The sequence below is a fragment of the Ferribacterium limneticum genome, assembly GCF_020510585.1.
Classification (GTDB): Bacteria; Pseudomonadota; Gammaproteobacteria; order Burkholderiales; family Rhodocyclaceae; genus Azonexus.
Map to the genome: position 1 here is coordinate 525,713 of NZ_CP075190.1, position 15,613 is coordinate 541,325.

A 15,613-nucleotide genomic window follows, 5' to 3' on the forward strand; every position below is an offset into this window, starting at 1 on the left:
TTCTACCTCACAGCTCGACGAAGACTTCGAACGCCAGCCGTTGCCATGGATTTTTGTTGTCGCTCAGAGACGACACGCGGGCGCTAAGCCGGTCGCCGGCGTCCATCGCGGCGGCCACGGCGCGGTTCTGGGCGCGTGGCACGTAGCCCAGCTGGTGGCCTTTCCACTCGACGCGGATGGCGTTGCGGTCGTGCTTGTTGTCGGGTTCGCGGATCAGCGCCAACGCGTCGCCGACCTTGATTTCCGACCAGAATGTTTCCAGCGCGTAAAACTGGCTACCGGCCAGCGGCGAATTCTGGACCAGCATCCGGATGCTGTCGGCCTGAGCGGCTGTCAGCCACAAGGCCAGGCTAATCGTCAGCAGAAAACGCATTTTTGATCCATTCGAGCTGGTCGCCGTCGAGCAGCACGCAGTCGAAACGGCAGTCGCAGTCGCGTTTGCCCATGAGGTAGTGCTGGGCGGCGAGGACAATACGCCGCCGCTTGCTCGCCGTGATGCTCGCCCCGGCGCTGCCGAAATCGCTACGGCTGCGCTGGCGGACTTCGACGAAAACCAGCACCTTGCCGTCGCGGCAAATGAGGTCGATCTCGCCGCCGCGTATTCTGAAATTGCGCGAAATTACCGGTTGACCGTGGGATTCAAGATAACGCGCCGCCCGCTCTTCGGCTTCGCGGCCGCGCGTCGTGGTGGTATCGTTGGTCTTTGCCTGCATGTTGATAATAATGACGGAAGAATCCGCTGCATTGTATGTCGTCCCGACACCGCTCGGGAATCTCGCCGACCTGACTCGCCGCGCCGAAGAAATCCTGCGCACCGTGCCCTGGGTCGCCGCCGAAGACACCCGGCACAGCGGCCCGCTGCTCAAGCAACTTGGCGCCCAGGCGCGGACCATTCCGGCGCATCAGCACAACGAACACGAAGCCGCCGCCCGCATCGTCGAAAAGCTGCAGGCTGGCGAAGCCGTGGCGCTGATCTCCGACGCCGGCACGCCGGGCATTTCCGATCCCGGTGCCCGCATCGTCGCCGCCGTGCGGGCCGCTGGTTGCAAGGTCATTCCATTGCCTGGGCCATGTGCCGCTACCACGGCGCTTTCCGGCTCCGGTCTGCTCGACGAACATTTCCTGTTTTATGGCTTCCTGCCGAGCAAGGGCGGCCAGCGCCGGCAAGCGCTTGAAGAACTGCGCGAACAGCCCTGCGCCCTGGTCTTCTACGAAGCGCCGCATCGGGTGCTGGAAACGGTCGAAGACATGGCGACGGTGTTCGGCAACCGCACGCTGGTCATCGCCCGCGAACTGACCAAGCTGTTCGAATCGATCCATTCCCTGCCGGTGGCCGAAGGGCTGGCCTGGCTCAAGGAAGATCCCAACCGCCAGCGCGGCGAATTCGTCCTGATGCTCTCGGGCGCTCCGGCGGGTGCCGACGATGGCGAAGGCGAACGGGTTCTGAAATTGCTGCTGGCCGAAGGGCTGCCGATCAAACAGGCGGCCAAGCTTGCTTCGCAGATCACCGGCATGGCAAAAAACGCGCTATATGAGCGCGCCTTGGCCCTGAAAAGCTAAAATCACGAAAACCGTTTCGAGAATCAGCATGCAAATTACCATCACCCGCCCCGACGACTGGCACCTTCACCTGCGCGACGGCGAAGCCCTGACTTCCGTCCTCGCCCACACGGCCGCCCAGTTTGGCCGGGCCATCGTCATGCCCAACCTCAAGCCGCCGGTCACGACTGTCGAGCAGGCGGCCGCCTACCGTGACCGCATCGTCGCGGCGCTGCCCGCCGGTGCCAGCTTCGAGCCGCTCATGACGCTCTACCTGACCGACAACACGCCGGCCAGCGAAGTCGCCAAGGCCGCTGCTTCCGGCTTCGTCAAGGCCGTCAAGCTCTACCCGGCCGGAGCGACGACCAATTCCGACGCCGGCCTGACCGATATCGCCAAAGCCTACGACGCGCTGGCCGAAATGGAGCGCGTCGGCCTGCCGCTGCTCGTCCATGGCGAAGTGACCGATCCGAAGATCGACCTCTTCGACCGCGAAAAAGTCTTCATTGACACCGTGCTGCTGCCGCTGACCGAGCGCTTCCCGAAACTCAAGGTGGTCATGGAGCACATCACGACGAAGGACGCTGTCGAATTTGTGCAAAATTCCGGGTTGACCGTGGCAGCGACCATCACCGCCCACCATCTGCTCTACAACCGCAACGCCATCTTTCAGGGCGGCGTCCGGCCACACTGGTATTGCCTGCCCGTGCTCAAGCGCGAAAAGCACCGCGAGGCCCTGGTTGCGGCCGCCGTTTCCGGCAATCCGAAATTCTTCCTCGGCACCGATTCGGCCCCGCACGCCAAGGGTGCCAAGGAAGCGGCCTGCGGCTGCGCCGGCTGTTACACCGCCTATGCCGCCATCGAACTCTATGCCGAAGCCTTCGAACAGGCCGGCGCCCTCGACAAGCTCGAAGCCTTCGCCAGCTTCAATGGCCCAGATTGGTATGGCCTGCCGCGCAACAGCGGCAAGATCACCCTGGCCAAACAGGCGTGGACCGTGCCGGCCGATTACCCGTACATCAGCTCCGACACCATCGTTCCGCTACGGGCCGGCGAAACGCTGTCCTGGAAAATGCTCTGAGGAAATCAATATGCGTCTGCGCCACCTCCTGCTGCCGCTGCTGGCCGCTCCGCTGCTCACCGCCTGCGTCAATGACGGCGCGACGTATGAAATCGACAATACCCGCGAGCACGTGTTGTCGCTGATTCGCGAACAGCCGTATTTCTGGGACAGCAAGGTCGAGTTGTACCTTGTTGTCTCGCGGATGCCGGCCTGCATGCGTCGGCACAGTCTGGGGGCCGGCACGGAAAAGACCCGGGTCGAGGTTTATCAGGTGCCGTCGGGGGCTTTCATCATCAAGGCCGGCAAGAAGATGTTCGCCACCGAGACGCAGACCTGCGAAAGCTTTGCCAAGATGGATAGCGAACCGCCCGAAGGCATGGGCCAGTTGATGGGTACCTTCCGCGTCAAGAAGGATGAACTGGTTTTCGTCAAGGAAGAAAAAGACGAATCGCCGGCTGAGGAGTGAGCGCCGCTTCGCTCTGCGCCTCGCCGCTGTTCGATCCGCTGCGGCCGTGGCTGGATCGCCTGCCGCAAGCGCCGGATGCCTCGGCGGTGGCCGAATTGGCCGAAGAATTTCCCATTCATGCCGCGAACGGTCAGCGCGTCCGTTTCGCCCCGCCGCGTCCGGATGGGCTGGTCTACGAGTGCCGGATCTGGGAAAGCGGCGAGGTGGAAACCCGACCCGACAACTGGCATGACTTCTTCAATGCGCTGGTCTGGCTCAGCTTTCCGCAAACCAAGATTGCTGTCAGCGCCGCCCACATGCGTGCCATGCAGGCGCCGGGCGAGGTGCGTGGCACGACCCGCGATGCGCTGACCCATTTTGACGAATGCGGCATCGTCGTGCTGGCCAGCCAGCCTGAACTGCTTGATCTGCTGCGTGATTTCCAGTGGAAGCAATTGTTCGTCGAGCGACGTGCCGAGGTGATTCGCAGCATGCGTTTCGTGATCTTCGGCCACGCCACGTATGAGCAGATGCTCAAGCCATTTCGCGGCCTGACGGCCAAGGCGGTGCTCTACGAAGTGAGCGAGGCTTGGCTTGAAATGGGCGATTCAGAGCAGCTTGCTGCGGTCGACAAGCTTCTGGCCACCGATTTGATCAGCGGTCGTTACACCCGGCCGCGCGATTTTCACCCGCTACCCTTGCTGGGTATTCCTGGCGTTACGCCGGACAGCGAAGATCCGGCGTACTACGACGATACCTGGCAGTTCAGACCAGGCCGTCGGGCTACGGCAAAACCGGCTGCTTAGTAGCGGCGGCGTTGCTGTGGCATCGGGGAGCCACGGTTCTCGATGTGGCGGAACGTGATGCGACCCTTGGTCAGGTCGTAGGGCGACAGTTCGAGCGTCACCTTGTCACCGAGCAGAATGCGAATGTGGTTTTTCTTCATCTTGCCGGCGGTGTAGGCGATCATCACGTGACCGTTTTCCAGCGTCACGCGGAAACGACCATCCGGAAGCACGTCTTCGACGACGCCTTGCATTTCCAGTAGTTCTTCTTTTGCCAAGTGTTGTTCTCCAGTAATCGTAAAATGTTCAGGGGGTGGTGACGGCGGCTGGTGCCGCGTCGGTGGATAGCGCCTCGTGCCGGTGGCGCGGTAATTCCCACGGCTGGCCGGCTTCGGTAATGGCGCTGATGTTGATCACCGGCGGTGGCGAGAGAACGCCGCCGAAGATGGTCGCAAAGGATACGTCGGCGGCATCGCGGCCGGTAGCCAGACGGACAAAGCCCATCGGGATCGCCGTGCCGGACGGGTCGAACAGATACCAGCGGTCACCGAGGAAGACCTCGACGTAGGCATGGAAATCGGTCGGGCCAAGCAAAGGGTCGGCACCGTAATCGATACCGGTGGTAAAGCGGGCCGGAATGTTCAGGGCGCGGCAGATGGCAATCATCAGGTGGGCGAAGTCACGGCAGACGCCAACCCGGTCAATCAGCGTATCGAGCGCGGCAGTGGCTGAATTGGTGGTGTTGCCCTTGAAGGTCACATGCTTGTTGACCCAGTTGCGAATCGCCTCGACCCGACGATAACCCATAGGCAGATGGCCAAATTCGCTCATCGCCAGCGCGGCCAGGCGGTCGGACTGGCAATAGCGGCTCGGGTAGATGTAGGTCAGTGCCGAGAGCGGGAGCTTGGCAATCGGTGTTTCCGGGATCAGGTCGGGCTGGTCGACCTGCTGCTTGATGTCGAGCACGGCCTTGTAGCTGATATGCAGCGGACCGGGGGCGCCGGTCAGGCGCAGGTAGCGGGTGCAGGTCGCCGGATCGGTCTGGATCGTATGCGGAACCTGCTGACTGATGACCAACTGTTCGTTGACGATCATCTGGCTGGCCGTCTTGGCCGCGTGGATGTTGAAAACGAAATCGGCGCCCTGAAAACCCAGTTCATAGTGAAGATCGATAGTGAACTGAATGCGGACCATTTATTCCCCAAAGTGATGATCGTCCGGTTTCCGGGAATCCGGAAGCGCTCAGACGAGCAATGAAACAGCGCTTTGCGACGGGAAATGGTGACTTCGGCGTGCCGGAAATCGTCGATTGACGGGGCGGCAGAGGAACGGCATTTACGCGGGCAGAACGGTGGAGTCGGATATTTTAACTCCGACGAAGCCCGCATCTTACGCGCCGATCCCCTGTGTGGCAAGGGACGGAAATGAAAAGCGCCGAATATTCAATCCCTTGCCGGTGTTTTGGCAAGGGGTTTTGGGGCGCTTCAGGCCGCCTGCGGTTGCTCTCCGCGCATCTGCATGGCGCCGAGGCGATTGACGCCGCTCAGCAAGGCCTTGATCGAGGCGGTGACTATATTGCTGTCGACGCCGACACCGTAACACTCGCCGCTGTTTTTGCCGGCCACCTCCATGAAGGCGCAGGCCCGGGCGTTGCCGTCCTCGCCCATGGGCACCATCGAGCGTTCCTCGTAACTGCGTACCTGAATATCGATTCCGGCACTCTGCAAGGCATGCACCGCCGCGTTGATCGGACCGTTGCCTTCGCCAGTAAGGATGTGCGGCGTGCCGTCGATGTCGATATTGAGGCGGATGCCCTGGGCGCTGCCGTGCTCGAAGAGGTGATGTTCGCGGTAGCGGATCGGGCTGGCTGCGTCGAGGTAGGTTTTGGCGAACATGGACCAGATGCCGTCAGCGCTCACTTCGCCGCCATGCGCGTCGGTGTGTTGCTGGACGACGCCCGAGAACTCGACCTGCAAGCGGCGCGGCATGATCACGCCGTGTTCGGTTTCCATGAGGTAGGCGATGCCGCCCTTGCCCGACTGGCTGTTCACCCGAATGACCGAGTCGTACGAACGGCCAACGTCGGCCGGGTCGATCGGGAGATAAGGCACCGCCCATTGCTCTTTCGCCTCTTGAGCAGAAAACCCCTTCTTGATGGCATCCTGGTGGGAGCCGGAGAAGGCCGTGAAAACGAGATCCCCGACGTATGGGTGGCGCGGATGGATCGGGAGCTGGGTGCAGTGTTCGACGGTGCGGGCGACGGCGTTGATATCCGAGAAATCGAGGCCGGGATGAACGCCTTGCGTGTACATGTTGAGGGCAAGCGTGACGAGGTCGACGTTGCCGGTCCGTTCGCCATTGCCGAAAAGACAGCCCTCGACGCGGTCGGCGCCGGCCATGAGGCCAAGTTCGGCGGCAGCAACAGCCGTGCCGCGGTCGTTGTGCGGATGGAGGCTGATGAGCACGCTGTCGCGGCGGGCGAGATTCTTGTGCATCCACTCGATCTGGTCAGCGTAGATGTTGGGCGTGGCAATCTCGACCGTAGTCGGGAGATTGAGGATGACCTTGCGCTCCGGCGTGGCGCCCCAGGCCGCGGTTACTGCATCGCAGACCTCGAGGGCGAAATCGAGTTCGGTGGCAGTGAAAAGCTCGGGGCTGTACTGGAGCGTGACCTTCGTTTCCGGCATTTCATCGGCGAGCTGGCGGATGAGCTTGACGGCATCGACGGCCATGGCGACGACTTCCGCCTTGCTCATGCCGAAGACGTTGTCGCGGAAGGTTTTGCAGGTGGCGTTATAGACGTGGACGATGGCTTGTTTGGCGCCCTTGATCGATTCGAAGGTGCGGCGGATGAGGTGTTCGCGGGCCTGGGTGAGGACTTCGATGGTGACGTCCTCGGGAATGTGGCCGCCGTCGATGAGGCTGCGGACGAAGCCAAATTCGGTTTCGGAGGCCGACGGAAAGGCGATCTCGATTTCCTTGAAGCCGATGGCGCAGAGTGTCTTGAACATCTGCATCTTTTTTTCGGCGTTCATTGGCTCGAAAAGGGCCTGGTTGCCATCGCGAAGATCGGTGCTCATCCATATCGGCGGCTTCTCGATGATGTGGTTCGGCCACTGGCGGTCAGCGATGCGGACCGGCGGAAAAGCGGTGTATTTGCTGGCGGGCTGGGCAATCATGGCTGGCTCCGGATAAATTTTTCGATAGCGAAATATTAAGCCAAAGGGGCTGGCAGACGATTGCGAATTGATGCATTTATCGATGTATTATTGGCATAAAATTGCTGTAAATGTTCAAATGAGAAAATATTATGGATATTGATCGCTACGACCGGCAAATTCTTGCCATCCTGCAAAGCGATGGGCGTATCAGCAATCAGGATCTGGCCGACCGTATAGGCCTGTCTCCCTCGCCCTGCCTACGTCGCGTTCGCGTGCTGGAGGAATCAGGCCTGATCATCGGCTATCGCGCCATGCTCGACGCCAAGAAGCTGGGCCTGTCTCTGATGGCGCTGATCGGTATCTCGATGGACCTGCACACGCCGGAGCGCTTTGCCAACCTGGAGGCGGCCATTGGTGATATTCCGGAGGTGCTGGAGTGCCTGCTGATAACTGGCCAGCAGTCGGACTACCAGCTCAAGGTGGTGGTCCGGGACATGGATGCCTATCAGGACTTGCTGCTCAACAAGATCACGCGTATCCAGGGCGTGACCGGTGTGCACACCAGTTTTGTGCTGCGCAAGGTGATCGACCGTACGACCTTGCCCGCTTAGGCGACGGACCCATCAGGCTCTGTATTGTGCAGCCTTAGTCGCGGACTCGCTCGAAAACCATCGATACGGTATCGGCCACGTCGTGAATATGAGTGGGTTGCGGAGTCGGTTGCGTTTGGGCGAAATAACGTTCCCATTGTCTGTCAGACAGTTCGACTTCGCGGACGGAGACGACCCGGCGTTCGCGCGATTGGCGTCTTTCCCTAAGGTTGGTGGGCGGGCCTATATCTCGCCTTCTTCGTTCGCCCCGCTTGCGGCGTTCCCCGGCGTTGGCATTCGGCAGTTGGACGTCTTCAGGAATTTCGGCGCCATGGGCCAAAAGTAGCTCGACGATATGAGTGTGCTGGCCCCGGCTGGCCATGCGGATGGGGCCGCCGGCACCCTGAGCGTTTGGGGCATGGATATCGGCGCCGCGCTTGATCAGTTCGCGCACGATGTCGGCATGGCCCTTGAAACAGGCGATCCGCATCGGCAGGCCGGGGTCGCCGTGCATGTCGGTTTCCTCGATAGCGGCGCCGTGATCAAGGGCTGCTATGACGGCCTGCAGGTTCCCCTTTTCGATGGCTCGCCTGAGTGCGCTGTGCATGGACATCAATGTGTTCTCCGAAATGAACCGGCGACTATCTATTTTGCATTATTTTTGACGCCTGTAGTTGGAGGATAGCCATGCCAGCCAATATGCAATGTCGAATTTTTCACGAATTGCCTGCCGGCGGATGAAATGCCCTGCAGGCAGCAGGTAGTCGACAATGCAGCGTGAGGCTGGTCTTCAGGCGCGTATAATCCGCCTCGGAAAGTCGGCCAGGCAATCGCTGGGCGTCCGGAGGTAACTTCGGCGCCGGGAGGAAAGTCCGGGCTCCATTGGGCGGGATGCCAGTTAACGGCTGGGTGCTATAAGTCGCAAGACGAAAGTCGAGTGACCCAAGGCAACGGAAAGTGCAACAGAGAATAGACCGCCGATGGCGTCGCAAGACGCACAGGTAAGGGTGAAACGGCGAGGTAAGAGCTCACCGCGTCCACGGTAACGGCGGACGGCATGGTAAACCCCATCCGGAGCAAGACCAAATAGGGAAGCTGAGGCGTGGCCCGCGCTGCTTCCGGGTAGGTTGCTTGAGCCTGTCGGTAACGGCAGGCCTAGAGGAATGATTGCCGAACCCCGCAAGGGGGGAACAGAACCCGGCTTATCGGCCGGCTTTCCAATCCTGATCTGTTTCGCTCACTTGGCTGCGAGCTTGTTTTCGGCCACCCATTCCTTGGTTATTTTCCATCCGTCATTTTCGCGGGCGATCAGCAGGGTCTTTGTGCGCGCCATTTCCCGATAGCTGCCCGCGGCATAGTCCTGCAGGAAGGTTGCCTTGAACTGGTCGGCATTGATGCGCTCGATGCCGAGTTCGCGGATCTGGATGTCGATTGGGGCGCCGGCTGAGAGTTTTTTGCTTCTTGCGGCAACCCAGGCATCGCGCGAGTTGCCATCGGCCGGCGTAAATTGCTGGCTGTAGGTGGCCAGATAGCCGGCGATATCGCGTTGTGCCCAGGCGTTGCGCCAAGCCTCCAGCAACTCGCCAACCCGTGTTTTGTCGCTGATTTCCGGCATCGCAGGCGCCAGCAAGGCGGCCTCGCGAAGCGCCGGGGTCGCCGCTGGAGGGCTTGGCATGCTCAGGAGGGCGGGGGCTCGGGTGGCTGCAGTAGGCCCGTGAGGTGTGCTCAGCCACATCAGCCCCGCTCCAAACAAGGCAGAAATCATGGCAGTGATGATGAGTGAGCCTGTTCCGAATAATTTCCCGGAATCGATCGCCGCCGGGTGGTTTTGGATGCCAGCTGTTTTGGCGGGGGCGGCTTCCGGTTCGCCCAGAGCGGCGTGCAATTGCTCAAGACGGCGTGCCATGGCACGTTCCTGTTTGTGGTCAGGATTGGGCTGGTGCCTGGAATTGTTCGTTGAACGAATACTTTTCGACTCGCTGTTTCCGAAAAATGCGGTAGCCGATTCGATGATGCCGCTGGCGGGGAGGGGGTGCGAAATGGCCACAGGGCTGATCCTCTGGGGGTGAGTACTGCGACGAATGTGCTGATTCGCAGACATTGTTAACCCGCGTGCTTTTATCGACTATCGAATAATTCACAGTTTCGGTGATTGGCTGTTACATCGGAACGGCTCGCGGTTGGTGCCGCGCTTCTGTCCTACAATGCGTGCCATGACTGTCACTAAGTTTCCTGTTATCGCCTGGCTTGAAGGGAATCAGGCAAGGTCCGCCCGCTGGCGCTCCGAGGCTGGCTTGCCAGCGCATGACAAGGTCGTCTTGGTCGATGATCGCCTGAGTGTCGATGCTGCCTGGAAGTTGGCCAGCGAAGGAACGGCAATGCTGTGGCGGGGCGACTGGCAGAACGCCCGTCATCTGTTGCAGGGCTTGAGTCGCCGTGCCGACCGCCAGCCGCGGTCGGGTAGCCAGAAGAAGCCGGCTACGCCGGCCGAGGCGTTCGAGCAGCATCGCCGGAACCAGGGGCGACGGGCGCAGGTGCTCGGCCTGTTGCTGGTGCCGCTCGGGGCGGATTACAGCATCCCGCTGCGCCGGGCGCAGGATGTCCGACAGGCTTGCGTCGAGGCTTACGGGCCGCCGACTGGCGAGGATTCCGTGCTGTCGTTGCGCGAGTTGCTGGCTGTCGTCAGTGCCCATGAGTGGCGCAAGAAAGGTGTGCCGGTGCCGGCGGTTGAGGGGCGCATTTACCCGCATTACGGCGTGTTTTCGCCGGTTCGCGGGGAGTATGTCGATCTCGTCGCCAAGGCGCCGTTGCCGGCCAACTGTGATCTGGCATTCGACATCGGCACCGGCTCCGGGATCATCGCGGCGATTCTGGCTCGGCGTGGTGTCAGGCAGGTTGTGGCGACCGATCTGGACGAGCGGGCCTTGGCTTGCGCCTCCGAAAATGTCGAAAAATTGGGGTTGACCGCAGCAGTCCGCCTCGTCAAGACCGATTTGTTCCCGGAAGGACGAGCCGGGCTGGTTGTCTGCAATCCGCCGTGGTTGCCGGCCCAGCCGACCTCGCCGGTCGAGTACGCGATCTACGATCCGGATTCGCGCATGCTGCGCGGTTTTCTCGGTCGTCTGGCCTCGCATCTGGAGGTTGATGGCGAGGGCTGGTTGATCATTTCGGATATCGCCGAACATCTCGGCCTGCGCTCACGGCAAAAGCTGCTCGGCTGGATCGAGATGGCCGGGCTGAAAGTGATCGAGCGCCTCGATACCCGGCCGCAACATCCCAAGGCGCAGGATGCGAGCGACCCGCTGCATGCGGCGCGGGCGGCCGAGGTGACTTCCTTGTGGCGGCTCGGCCGGGTCGATGGAATAAACTGAATGCGTCTTCCGTATACCTTGGTGTAGCCCCCCCCCCACAACCAACGGAGATCATCATGAAAATGAAAAACCTGCTTCTCGCCCTCCTCGCCTCCGCCACGCTGGCCGCCTGTTCCGGATATGGCACGCGCGCCGCTGCGCCGGCCATGATGTCGGATGGCATGCTGACCGGCAGCAATGGCATGACGCTCTATACCTTCGACAAGGATGCCGCCGGCAGCGGCAAGAGCATGTGCAACGGCCCTTGTGCCACCAACTGGCCGCCGCTGATGGCCATGGATGGCGACATGGCAAGCGGTGACTACAGCATCGTGACGCGCGACGATGGCAAAAAACAGTGGGCCTTCAAAGGCAAGCCGCTGTATTTCTGGGCCAAGGACATGAAGGCCGGCGACAAGACCGGTGACGGTTTCAACAACGTCTGGCACGTCGCCAAGCCTTAATCGACCAACGTGGACAGCCGCGCGATCATCGCCGAATTGCCCCGCCTGCGCCGATACGCGCGGGCGATGCTGGGCGACCGCGCGGCGGCGGACGATCTCGTGCAGGACACCCTTGAACGCGCTTGGAGCCGCTTCGCCCAATGGCGGGCGGGCAGCGATCTGCGCGCCTGGCTGTTCGGCATCATGCACAACCTGCGCGTCGATCAGTTGCGGCGCGGCAGCCTGCCGACCCATTCGCTCGACGACGATGCCAACGAGGTGCCGACGCGCGCAACCCAGAGCGACCGCCTGGAAGTAATCGACCTTGAATCAGCCCTCCGCCAATTGCCGGACGACCAGCGTGAAGTGCTGTTGCTCGTCGGTCTGGAAGAAATGAGTTATGCCGAAATCGCTGCTGCGCTGGGTATTCCGATCGGCACCGTGATGTCCCGCCTGTCGCGCGGACGCGAACGCTTGCGCCAGATCATGGAAGGCCGGCAGTCTGGCGCCAATCTGAGGGTTGTACGATGAGCCCGCTCAATATTACCGAAGACGACCTGCACGCCTACGTCGACGGCGCCCTGACGGCAGCGCGGCGGGCCGAGATCGAAGCGTATCTGGTTCTCTATCCCGAGGACGCCGAGCGCGTTCGTGCCTATCGTGCTCAGAACGAGGCGCTCAAGGCGCTGTTCAATCCGGTGCTGGTCGAGGCTTTGCCGGACCACCTGCAGGCGCTGACCGTGCAACCGGTGAATTCCACGGTCAACCGGAAAAAATGGCCAAATTTGAAATCATGGCCGCTGCAGCAGATAGCTGCCGGCGTGATAGTCGCCACGCTCGGCGGTGTCGCCGGCTGGCTGGGGCATGGCCAGTACCAGAGCGCCGAACACATGGCGCAGGTCGTCGTCCCGCTGTCCCGGCAGGCCGCCGTCGCCCACGTGGTTTACAGCCCCGATGCGCGCCGCCCGGTCGAGGTCACGGCCGATCAGGAGGAAGCGTTGGTCAAGTGGCTGACCAAGCGCATTGGCACCCCGGTCACCCCGCCCAAACTTGGCGCCCTCGGCTACGAACTCGTCGGTGGTCGTCTGCTCCCCGGCAATGCCGGCCCGGTCGCCCAGTTCATGTATCAGGACGCCACCGGCCAGCGCATGACGCTGTACGTGACGACCGAAAATGCAACCCAGCCCGAAACCGGCTTCCGCTTCGCCCGCGAAGGGCAGGTCAACGTTTTCTACTGGGTCGATGGTAAATTCGGTTACGCCCTGTCGGCGAGCACCGCCAAGGGCGAGCTGGCCAAAGTGGCAACGGCGGTTTACGACCAACTCGAAGCAAAAAAATGAACGCCCTTGTTTTGAACGAAAGCGAAGTTGAATTCACCGCCATCCGCGCTCAAGGGGCGGGCGGGCAGAACGTCAACAAGGTGTCGAACGCCGTGCATCTGCGCTTCGATATCGCAGCATCAAGCCTGCCCGATGAAATCAAGGAAAAGCTGCGGGCCATGCGCGATCAGCGGATCAGTAGTGACGGTGTCGTCGTCATCAAGGCGCAAAAGCATCGCAGCCTTGAGCGCAACCGCGAAGACGGGCTGGTTCGCCTGCGCGAACTGATCGCTTCGGCGGCCTTCGTGCCAGCCGTGCGGCGGCCGACCAAGCCCAGCCGAAGCTCACAACGCAAGCGCATCGAGAGCAAAATAAAACGCGGCCAGGTCAAACTACAGCGCGGCCGCGTTAGTGAATAGCAGGAAGCTTTTCGGTCAGCCTGGCTGACCCTTTGTTTCAGGTCTTGACGCCGGGCTTGCGGCCCGGAGCGGCCGACGGCATGTAGCCGGAAACGCGGCAGAACATGCCTTCGGTCGGCGTGCCATTCTTGAACGTCGTCATGCTGCATACCGAAATGGCTTTTTGGGCGGACAGTTCGAGGATCGATGTACGAACATCCGACAACGCAATGCCTGTGCCTTTCGCAATATCAGCATCGAGCAATTGGCCGTGCTTCTTGAGGTGCGTGAGGATGGATTCTGTATTCATGTCGAATGCCTTTACAAAAAATGCCTAAAAAACCTGCCACTTCGCGTCAGCAACGGGGCTTTCGTCGAAGTGCCTACCGGGTACTTCTGAAACATGCGGCCAAGCCCGGAGGCTTGGTCGCAGAACCGCTAATTGGTGGGCCTGCACGGACTTGAACCGTGGACCAAAGGATTATGAGTCCTCTGCTCTAACCAACTGAGCTACAGGCCCGGAAAACTTAGTTGCCGTTTTGGTCCAGGAAGCTGCGCAGCTTGTCGGAACGGGTCGGATGACGCAGCTTGCGCAGCGCCTTGGCTTCTATTTGACGGATACGCTCGCGGGTGACGTCGAACTGTTTGCCGACTTCTTCCAGCGTATGGTCGGTGTTCATTTCGATACCGAAGCGCATGCGCAGGACCTTGGCTTCCCTCGTCGTCAGCGTGTCGAGGATTTCCTTGGTGACACCGCGCAGGCTGGAGTACATCGCCGCATCGGCCGGCGCCAGCGTCAGTTGATCTTCGATGAAATCGCCAAGATGCGAGTCGTCGTCGTCGCCGATCGGGGTTTCCATGGAGATCGGCTCCTTGGAAATCTTCATGATCTTGCGGATCTTGTCTTCCGGCATGTCCATCTTCTTGGCCAGCGTCGCCGGATCAGGTTCGGCACCCGTTTCCTGCAGAATCTGGCGGCTGATCCGGTTCATCTTGTTGATCGTTTCGATCATATGGACCGGAATACGGATGGTGCGTGCCTGGTCGGCGATGGAGCGGGTGATGGCCTGACGGATCCACCACGTGGCATAGGTCGAGAACTTGTAACCGCGACGATATTCGAACTTGTCCACCGCCTTCATCAGGCCGATGTTGCCTTCCTGGATCAGGTCGAGGAACTGCAGGCCGCGGTTGGTGTATTTCTTGGCGATCGAGATGACCAGGCGCAGGTTGGCCTCGGTCATTTCGCGCTTGGCGCGACGGGCCTTGGCTTCGCCGGTGGACATCTGTTTGTTGATGTCCTTGAGGTCCTTGAGCGGAATGCCGATGCGATCCTGGAGAGCGATCAGCTTCTTCTGCTCTTCCTTGATGTCCGGCGCGCTGCGGGTCAGGATGGCCAGATAGGTCTTGGGGGCGGAGGCGATTTCGGCATCCACCCACTCGAGCGTTGTTTCCTTGCCCGGGAAGGTCTGGATGAAGTGCGGACGCGGCATCTTGACGCGGTCCACGCAGATTTGCTGGATCTTGCGCTCGGAGCCACGAATCTGTTCGACCATGCCGCGCACGCTGTCGCACAGGCGTTCGATCGAGCGCGAGGTGAAGCGGATGTTGAGCAGTTCATCGGAAATTTCCTGCTGCAGCTTGAGGTAGGCCTTGTCGTGCGGACCCTTGCTCGACAGCAGCTTCTGCATTTTGGCGTGCACGCTCTTGATGACTTTGAAACGTTCGAGGGCATCGGTCTTGAGTTGCAGCAGCGAGGCGGAAGCGGCGCCGGCAGCACCACCTTCGCCGTCTTCATCCTCGTCGTCCGCTTCCTCTTCATCGGCTTCGGGCATTTCGGGAGCGGCGGCGACTTCTTCGGTGGCGTTCGGGTCGATCAGTCCATCGACTAGCTCGTCGATGCGCATCTCGTCGTTCTCGACCTTGGCGGCCATGTCGAGAATGTCGGTAATCGTGGTCGGGCAGGCGGAAATCGCCTGGATCATATGCTTGAGGCCTTCCTCGATGCGCTTGGCGATCTCGATTTCGCCTTCGCGGGTGAGGAGTTCAACGGTGCCCATTTCGCGCATGTACATGCGGACCGGGTCGGTGGTGCGGCCGAATTCGGAGTCGACGGTGGACAGGGCCTGTTCGGCCTGTGCTTCGACTTCTTCGTCGTCGGCGGCGACCGCGGCCGTGTCCGACATCAGCAGGTCTTCGGCCGCCGGGGCTTCGTCGAAAACCTGGATGCTCATTTCGCTGAAGGTCGAAATGATCGCTTCGATACTTTCCGCGTCGACGACATCGTCCGGCAGGTGGTCGTTGATTTCGGCGTAGGTCAGGTAGCCGCGCTCCTTGCCGAGCTTGATCAGCGTCTTGAGGCGCGTCTTGCGCGCTTCGGCGTCGAGCGGTTCGGGGGCTTCAGCCATCTGGCCTTGCAGCAGCGCCTTCTCGGCTGCCTTCTCCTTGGCCTTGCTGATGCGAGCCTTCGGGGCTTCCTTAACGGGGTCTTTTGCCTTAGCCATGAACACGATCCATAGA

19 protein-coding genes, 1 tRNA gene and 1 other RNA gene are annotated in these 15,613 nt (G+C 61.0%); 11 read left to right on the forward strand and 10 right to left on the reverse strand.

Annotated elements, in window-relative coordinates; all coding sequences use genetic code 11:
• Positions 1-7: 7 nt before the first annotated feature.
• Both KI613_RS02490 and KI613_RS02495 read right to left on the reverse strand, forming a co-directional pair.
• Entirely contained in the window at positions 8-373 is a 366-nt protein-coding gene (locus KI613_RS02490) for an HIRAN domain-containing protein (protein ID WP_226403645.1), read from the reverse strand.
• Positions 351-713, reverse strand: a complete 363-nt coding sequence (locus KI613_RS02495) for a YraN family protein (protein WP_226403646.1) — start codon at positions 711-713, stop codon at positions 351-353. Before KI613_RS02495 ends, KI613_RS02490 begins: the two co-directional genes overlap by 23 nt.
• 10 nt (positions 714-723) lie before the next feature.
• Here KI613_RS02495 and rsmI point away from each other — a divergent pair, with 10 nt between their 5' ends.
• Genes rsmI through KI613_RS02515 form a run of 4 tightly spaced genes read left to right on the forward strand, consistent with a single transcriptional unit; the run spans position 724 to position 3,853 of the window.
• Positions 724-1,560, forward strand: a complete 837-nt coding sequence (gene rsmI, locus KI613_RS02500; RefSeq protein WP_226403647.1) for a 16S rRNA (cytidine(1402)-2'-O)-methyltransferase — start codon at positions 724-726, stop codon at positions 1,558-1,560.
• Positions 1,561-1,588: 28 nt separating this feature from the next.
• Positions 1,589-2,620 (forward strand): dihydroorotase, encoded by a 1,032-nt coding sequence (gene pyrC / locus KI613_RS02505; RefSeq protein WP_226403648.1) that lies wholly within the window; start codon positions 1,589-1,591, stop codon positions 2,618-2,620.
• Positions 2,621-2,630: 10 nt separating this feature from the next.
• Positions 2,631-3,068 carry a hypothetical protein gene (locus KI613_RS02510; protein WP_226403649.1) on the forward strand — a complete coding sequence of 146 codons (438 nt, stop codon included), beginning with the start codon at positions 2,631-2,633 and terminating at the stop codon, positions 3,066-3,068.
• Positions 3,065-3,853, forward strand: a complete 789-nt coding sequence (locus KI613_RS02515; RefSeq protein WP_226403650.1) for a DUF3025 domain-containing protein — start codon at positions 3,065-3,067, stop codon at positions 3,851-3,853. Before KI613_RS02510 ends, KI613_RS02515 begins: the two co-directional genes overlap by 4 nt.
• On the opposite strand, the gene infA is transcribed toward KI613_RS02515, so the two are convergent.
• The 3 genes from infA to leuA form a co-directional block, all read right to left on the reverse strand.
• Entirely contained in the window at positions 3,850-4,110 is a 261-nt protein-coding gene (infA, locus tag KI613_RS02520; protein WP_226403651.1) for a translation initiation factor IF-1, read from the reverse strand. The genes KI613_RS02515 and infA overlap by 4 nt on opposite strands.
• 28 nt (positions 4,111-4,138) lie before the next feature.
• Positions 4,139-5,026 carry a transglutaminase-like domain-containing protein gene (locus tag KI613_RS02525; RefSeq protein WP_226403652.1) on the reverse strand — a complete coding sequence of 296 codons (888 nt, stop codon included), beginning with the start codon at positions 5,024-5,026 and terminating at the stop codon, positions 4,139-4,141.
• Positions 5,027-5,316: 290 nt separating this feature from the next.
• Positions 5,317-7,011 (reverse strand): 2-isopropylmalate synthase, encoded by a 1,695-nt coding sequence (gene leuA, locus KI613_RS02530; RefSeq protein ID WP_226403653.1) that lies wholly within the window; start codon positions 7,009-7,011, stop codon positions 5,317-5,319.
• Positions 7,012-7,142: 131 nt separating this feature from the next.
• On the opposite strand from leuA, the gene KI613_RS02535 reads away from it, so the two are divergent.
• Positions 7,143-7,604: an Lrp/AsnC family transcriptional regulator gene (locus KI613_RS02535; protein ID WP_226403654.1), complete on the forward strand. Its 462-nt coding sequence runs from the start codon at positions 7,143-7,145 to the stop codon at positions 7,602-7,604.
• Between the two features lie 34 nt (positions 7,605-7,638).
• On the opposite strand, the gene KI613_RS02540 is transcribed toward KI613_RS02535, so the two are convergent.
• Positions 7,639-8,196 (reverse strand): ankyrin repeat domain-containing protein, encoded by a 558-nt coding sequence (locus KI613_RS02540; protein ID WP_226403655.1) that lies wholly within the window; start codon positions 8,194-8,196, stop codon positions 7,639-7,641.
• A gap of 201 nt (positions 8,197-8,397) precedes the next feature.
• Here KI613_RS02540 and rnpB point away from each other — a divergent pair.
• An RNA gene (gene rnpB / locus KI613_RS02545) (RNase P RNA component class A) lies at positions 8,398-8,804 on the forward strand.
• A gap of 16 nt (positions 8,805-8,820) precedes the next feature.
• Here rnpB and KI613_RS02550 read toward each other — a convergent pair.
• Positions 8,821-9,489 (reverse strand): nuclear transport factor 2 family protein, encoded by a 669-nt coding sequence (locus KI613_RS02550; protein WP_226403656.1) that lies wholly within the window; start codon positions 9,487-9,489, stop codon positions 8,821-8,823.
• A 298-nt stretch (positions 9,490-9,787) separates the two neighbouring features.
• Between KI613_RS02550 and KI613_RS02555 the strand changes: the two genes are divergently transcribed.
• The 5 genes from KI613_RS02555 to arfB are packed head-to-tail and all read left to right on the forward strand — an operon-like array spanning position 9,788 to position 13,114.
• Positions 9,788-10,954, forward strand: coding sequence for a methyltransferase (locus tag KI613_RS02555; protein ID WP_404826971.1), 1,167 nt, complete (start codon positions 9,788-9,790; stop codon positions 10,952-10,954).
• Positions 10,955-11,010: 56 nt separating this feature from the next.
• Complete coding sequence (locus tag KI613_RS02560; RefSeq protein WP_226403658.1) at positions 11,011-11,397, forward strand: COG4315 family predicted lipoprotein; 387 nt, start codon at positions 11,011-11,013, stop codon at positions 11,395-11,397.
• Between the two features lie 9 nt (positions 11,398-11,406).
• A complete protein-coding gene (locus KI613_RS02565) occupies positions 11,407-11,907 on the forward strand; it encodes an RNA polymerase sigma factor (protein ID WP_226403659.1) in 501 nt (166 codons plus the stop codon).
• A complete protein-coding gene (locus tag KI613_RS02570) occupies positions 11,904-12,716 on the forward strand; it encodes an anti-sigma factor family protein (protein ID WP_226403660.1) in 813 nt (270 codons plus the stop codon). The genes KI613_RS02565 and KI613_RS02570 overlap by 4 nt, the downstream gene beginning before the upstream one ends.
• Positions 12,713-13,114 carry an alternative ribosome rescue aminoacyl-tRNA hydrolase ArfB gene (arfB, locus tag KI613_RS02575; protein ID WP_226403661.1) on the forward strand — a complete coding sequence of 134 codons (402 nt, stop codon included), beginning with the start codon at positions 12,713-12,715 and terminating at the stop codon, positions 13,112-13,114. Before KI613_RS02570 ends, arfB begins: the two co-directional genes overlap by 4 nt.
• Positions 13,115-13,151: 37 nt before the next feature.
• Here the strand turns inward: arfB and KI613_RS02580 are convergent, their stop codons facing one another.
• The 3 genes from KI613_RS02580 to rpoD all read right to left on the reverse strand — a co-directional run bounded on the left by KI613_RS02580 (position 13,152) and on the right by rpoD (position 15,597).
• Entirely contained in the window at positions 13,152-13,403 is a 252-nt protein-coding gene (locus KI613_RS02580; RefSeq protein WP_226403662.1) for a transcriptional regulator, read from the reverse strand.
• A gap of 133 nt (positions 13,404-13,536) precedes the next feature.
• A tRNA-Ile gene (locus tag KI613_RS02585) sits at positions 13,537-13,613 on the reverse strand.
• Positions 13,614-13,620: 7 nt separating this feature from the next.
• On the reverse strand, positions 13,621-15,597 hold the full coding sequence (rpoD, locus tag KI613_RS02590; protein WP_404826972.1) for an RNA polymerase sigma factor RpoD: 1,977 nt from the start codon (positions 15,595-15,597) through the stop codon (positions 13,621-13,623).
• Positions 15,598-15,613 lie beyond the last annotated feature (16 nt).

Excerpts from the sequence above, each read along its gene's own strand:
- KI613_RS02490 (WP_226403645.1), bottom strand. The coding sequence starts at position 373 with ATGCGTTTTCTGCTGACGATTAGCCTGGCCTTGTGGCTGACAGCCGCT.
- KI613_RS02495 (WP_226403646.1), bottom strand. The coding sequence starts at position 713 with ATGCAGGCAAAGACCAACGATACCACCACGACGCGCGGCCGCGAAGCC.
- rsmI (WP_226403647.1), top strand. The coding sequence starts at position 724 with ATGACGGAAGAATCCGCTGCATTGTATGTCGTCCCGACACCGCTCGGG.
- pyrC (WP_226403648.1), top strand. The coding sequence starts at position 1,589 with ATGCAAATTACCATCACCCGCCCCGACGACTGGCACCTTCACCTGCGC.
- KI613_RS02510 (WP_226403649.1), top strand. The coding sequence starts at position 2,631 with ATGCGTCTGCGCCACCTCCTGCTGCCGCTGCTGGCCGCTCCGCTGCTC.
- KI613_RS02525 (WP_226403652.1), bottom strand. The coding sequence starts at position 5,026 with ATGGTCCGCATTCAGTTCACTATCGATCTTCACTATGAACTGGGTTTT.
- leuA (WP_226403653.1), bottom strand. The coding sequence starts at position 7,011 with ATGATTGCCCAGCCCGCCAGCAAATACACCGCTTTTCCGCCGGTCCGC.
- KI613_RS02535 (WP_226403654.1), top strand. The coding sequence starts at position 7,143 with ATGGATATTGATCGCTACGACCGGCAAATTCTTGCCATCCTGCAAAGC.
- KI613_RS02540 (WP_226403655.1), bottom strand. The coding sequence starts at position 8,196 with ATGTCCATGCACAGCGCACTCAGGCGAGCCATCGAAAAGGGGAACCTG.
- KI613_RS02550 (WP_226403656.1), bottom strand. The coding sequence starts at position 9,489 with ATGGCACGCCGTCTTGAGCAATTGCACGCCGCTCTGGGCGAACCGGAA.
- KI613_RS02555 (WP_404826971.1), top strand. The coding sequence starts at position 9,788 with ATGCGTGCCATGACTGTCACTAAGTTTCCTGTTATCGCCTGGCTTGAA.
- KI613_RS02560 (WP_226403658.1), top strand. The coding sequence starts at position 11,011 with ATGAAAATGAAAAACCTGCTTCTCGCCCTCCTCGCCTCCGCCACGCTG.
- KI613_RS02570 (WP_226403660.1), top strand. The coding sequence starts at position 11,904 with ATGAGCCCGCTCAATATTACCGAAGACGACCTGCACGCCTACGTCGAC.
- arfB (WP_226403661.1), top strand. The coding sequence starts at position 12,713 with ATGAACGCCCTTGTTTTGAACGAAAGCGAAGTTGAATTCACCGCCATC.
- KI613_RS02580 (WP_226403662.1), bottom strand. The coding sequence starts at position 13,403 with ATGAATACAGAATCCATCCTCACGCACCTCAAGAAGCACGGCCAATTG.
- rpoD (WP_404826972.1), bottom strand. The coding sequence starts at position 15,597 with ATGGCTAAGGCAAAAGACCCCGTTAAGGAAGCCCCGAAGGCTCGCATC.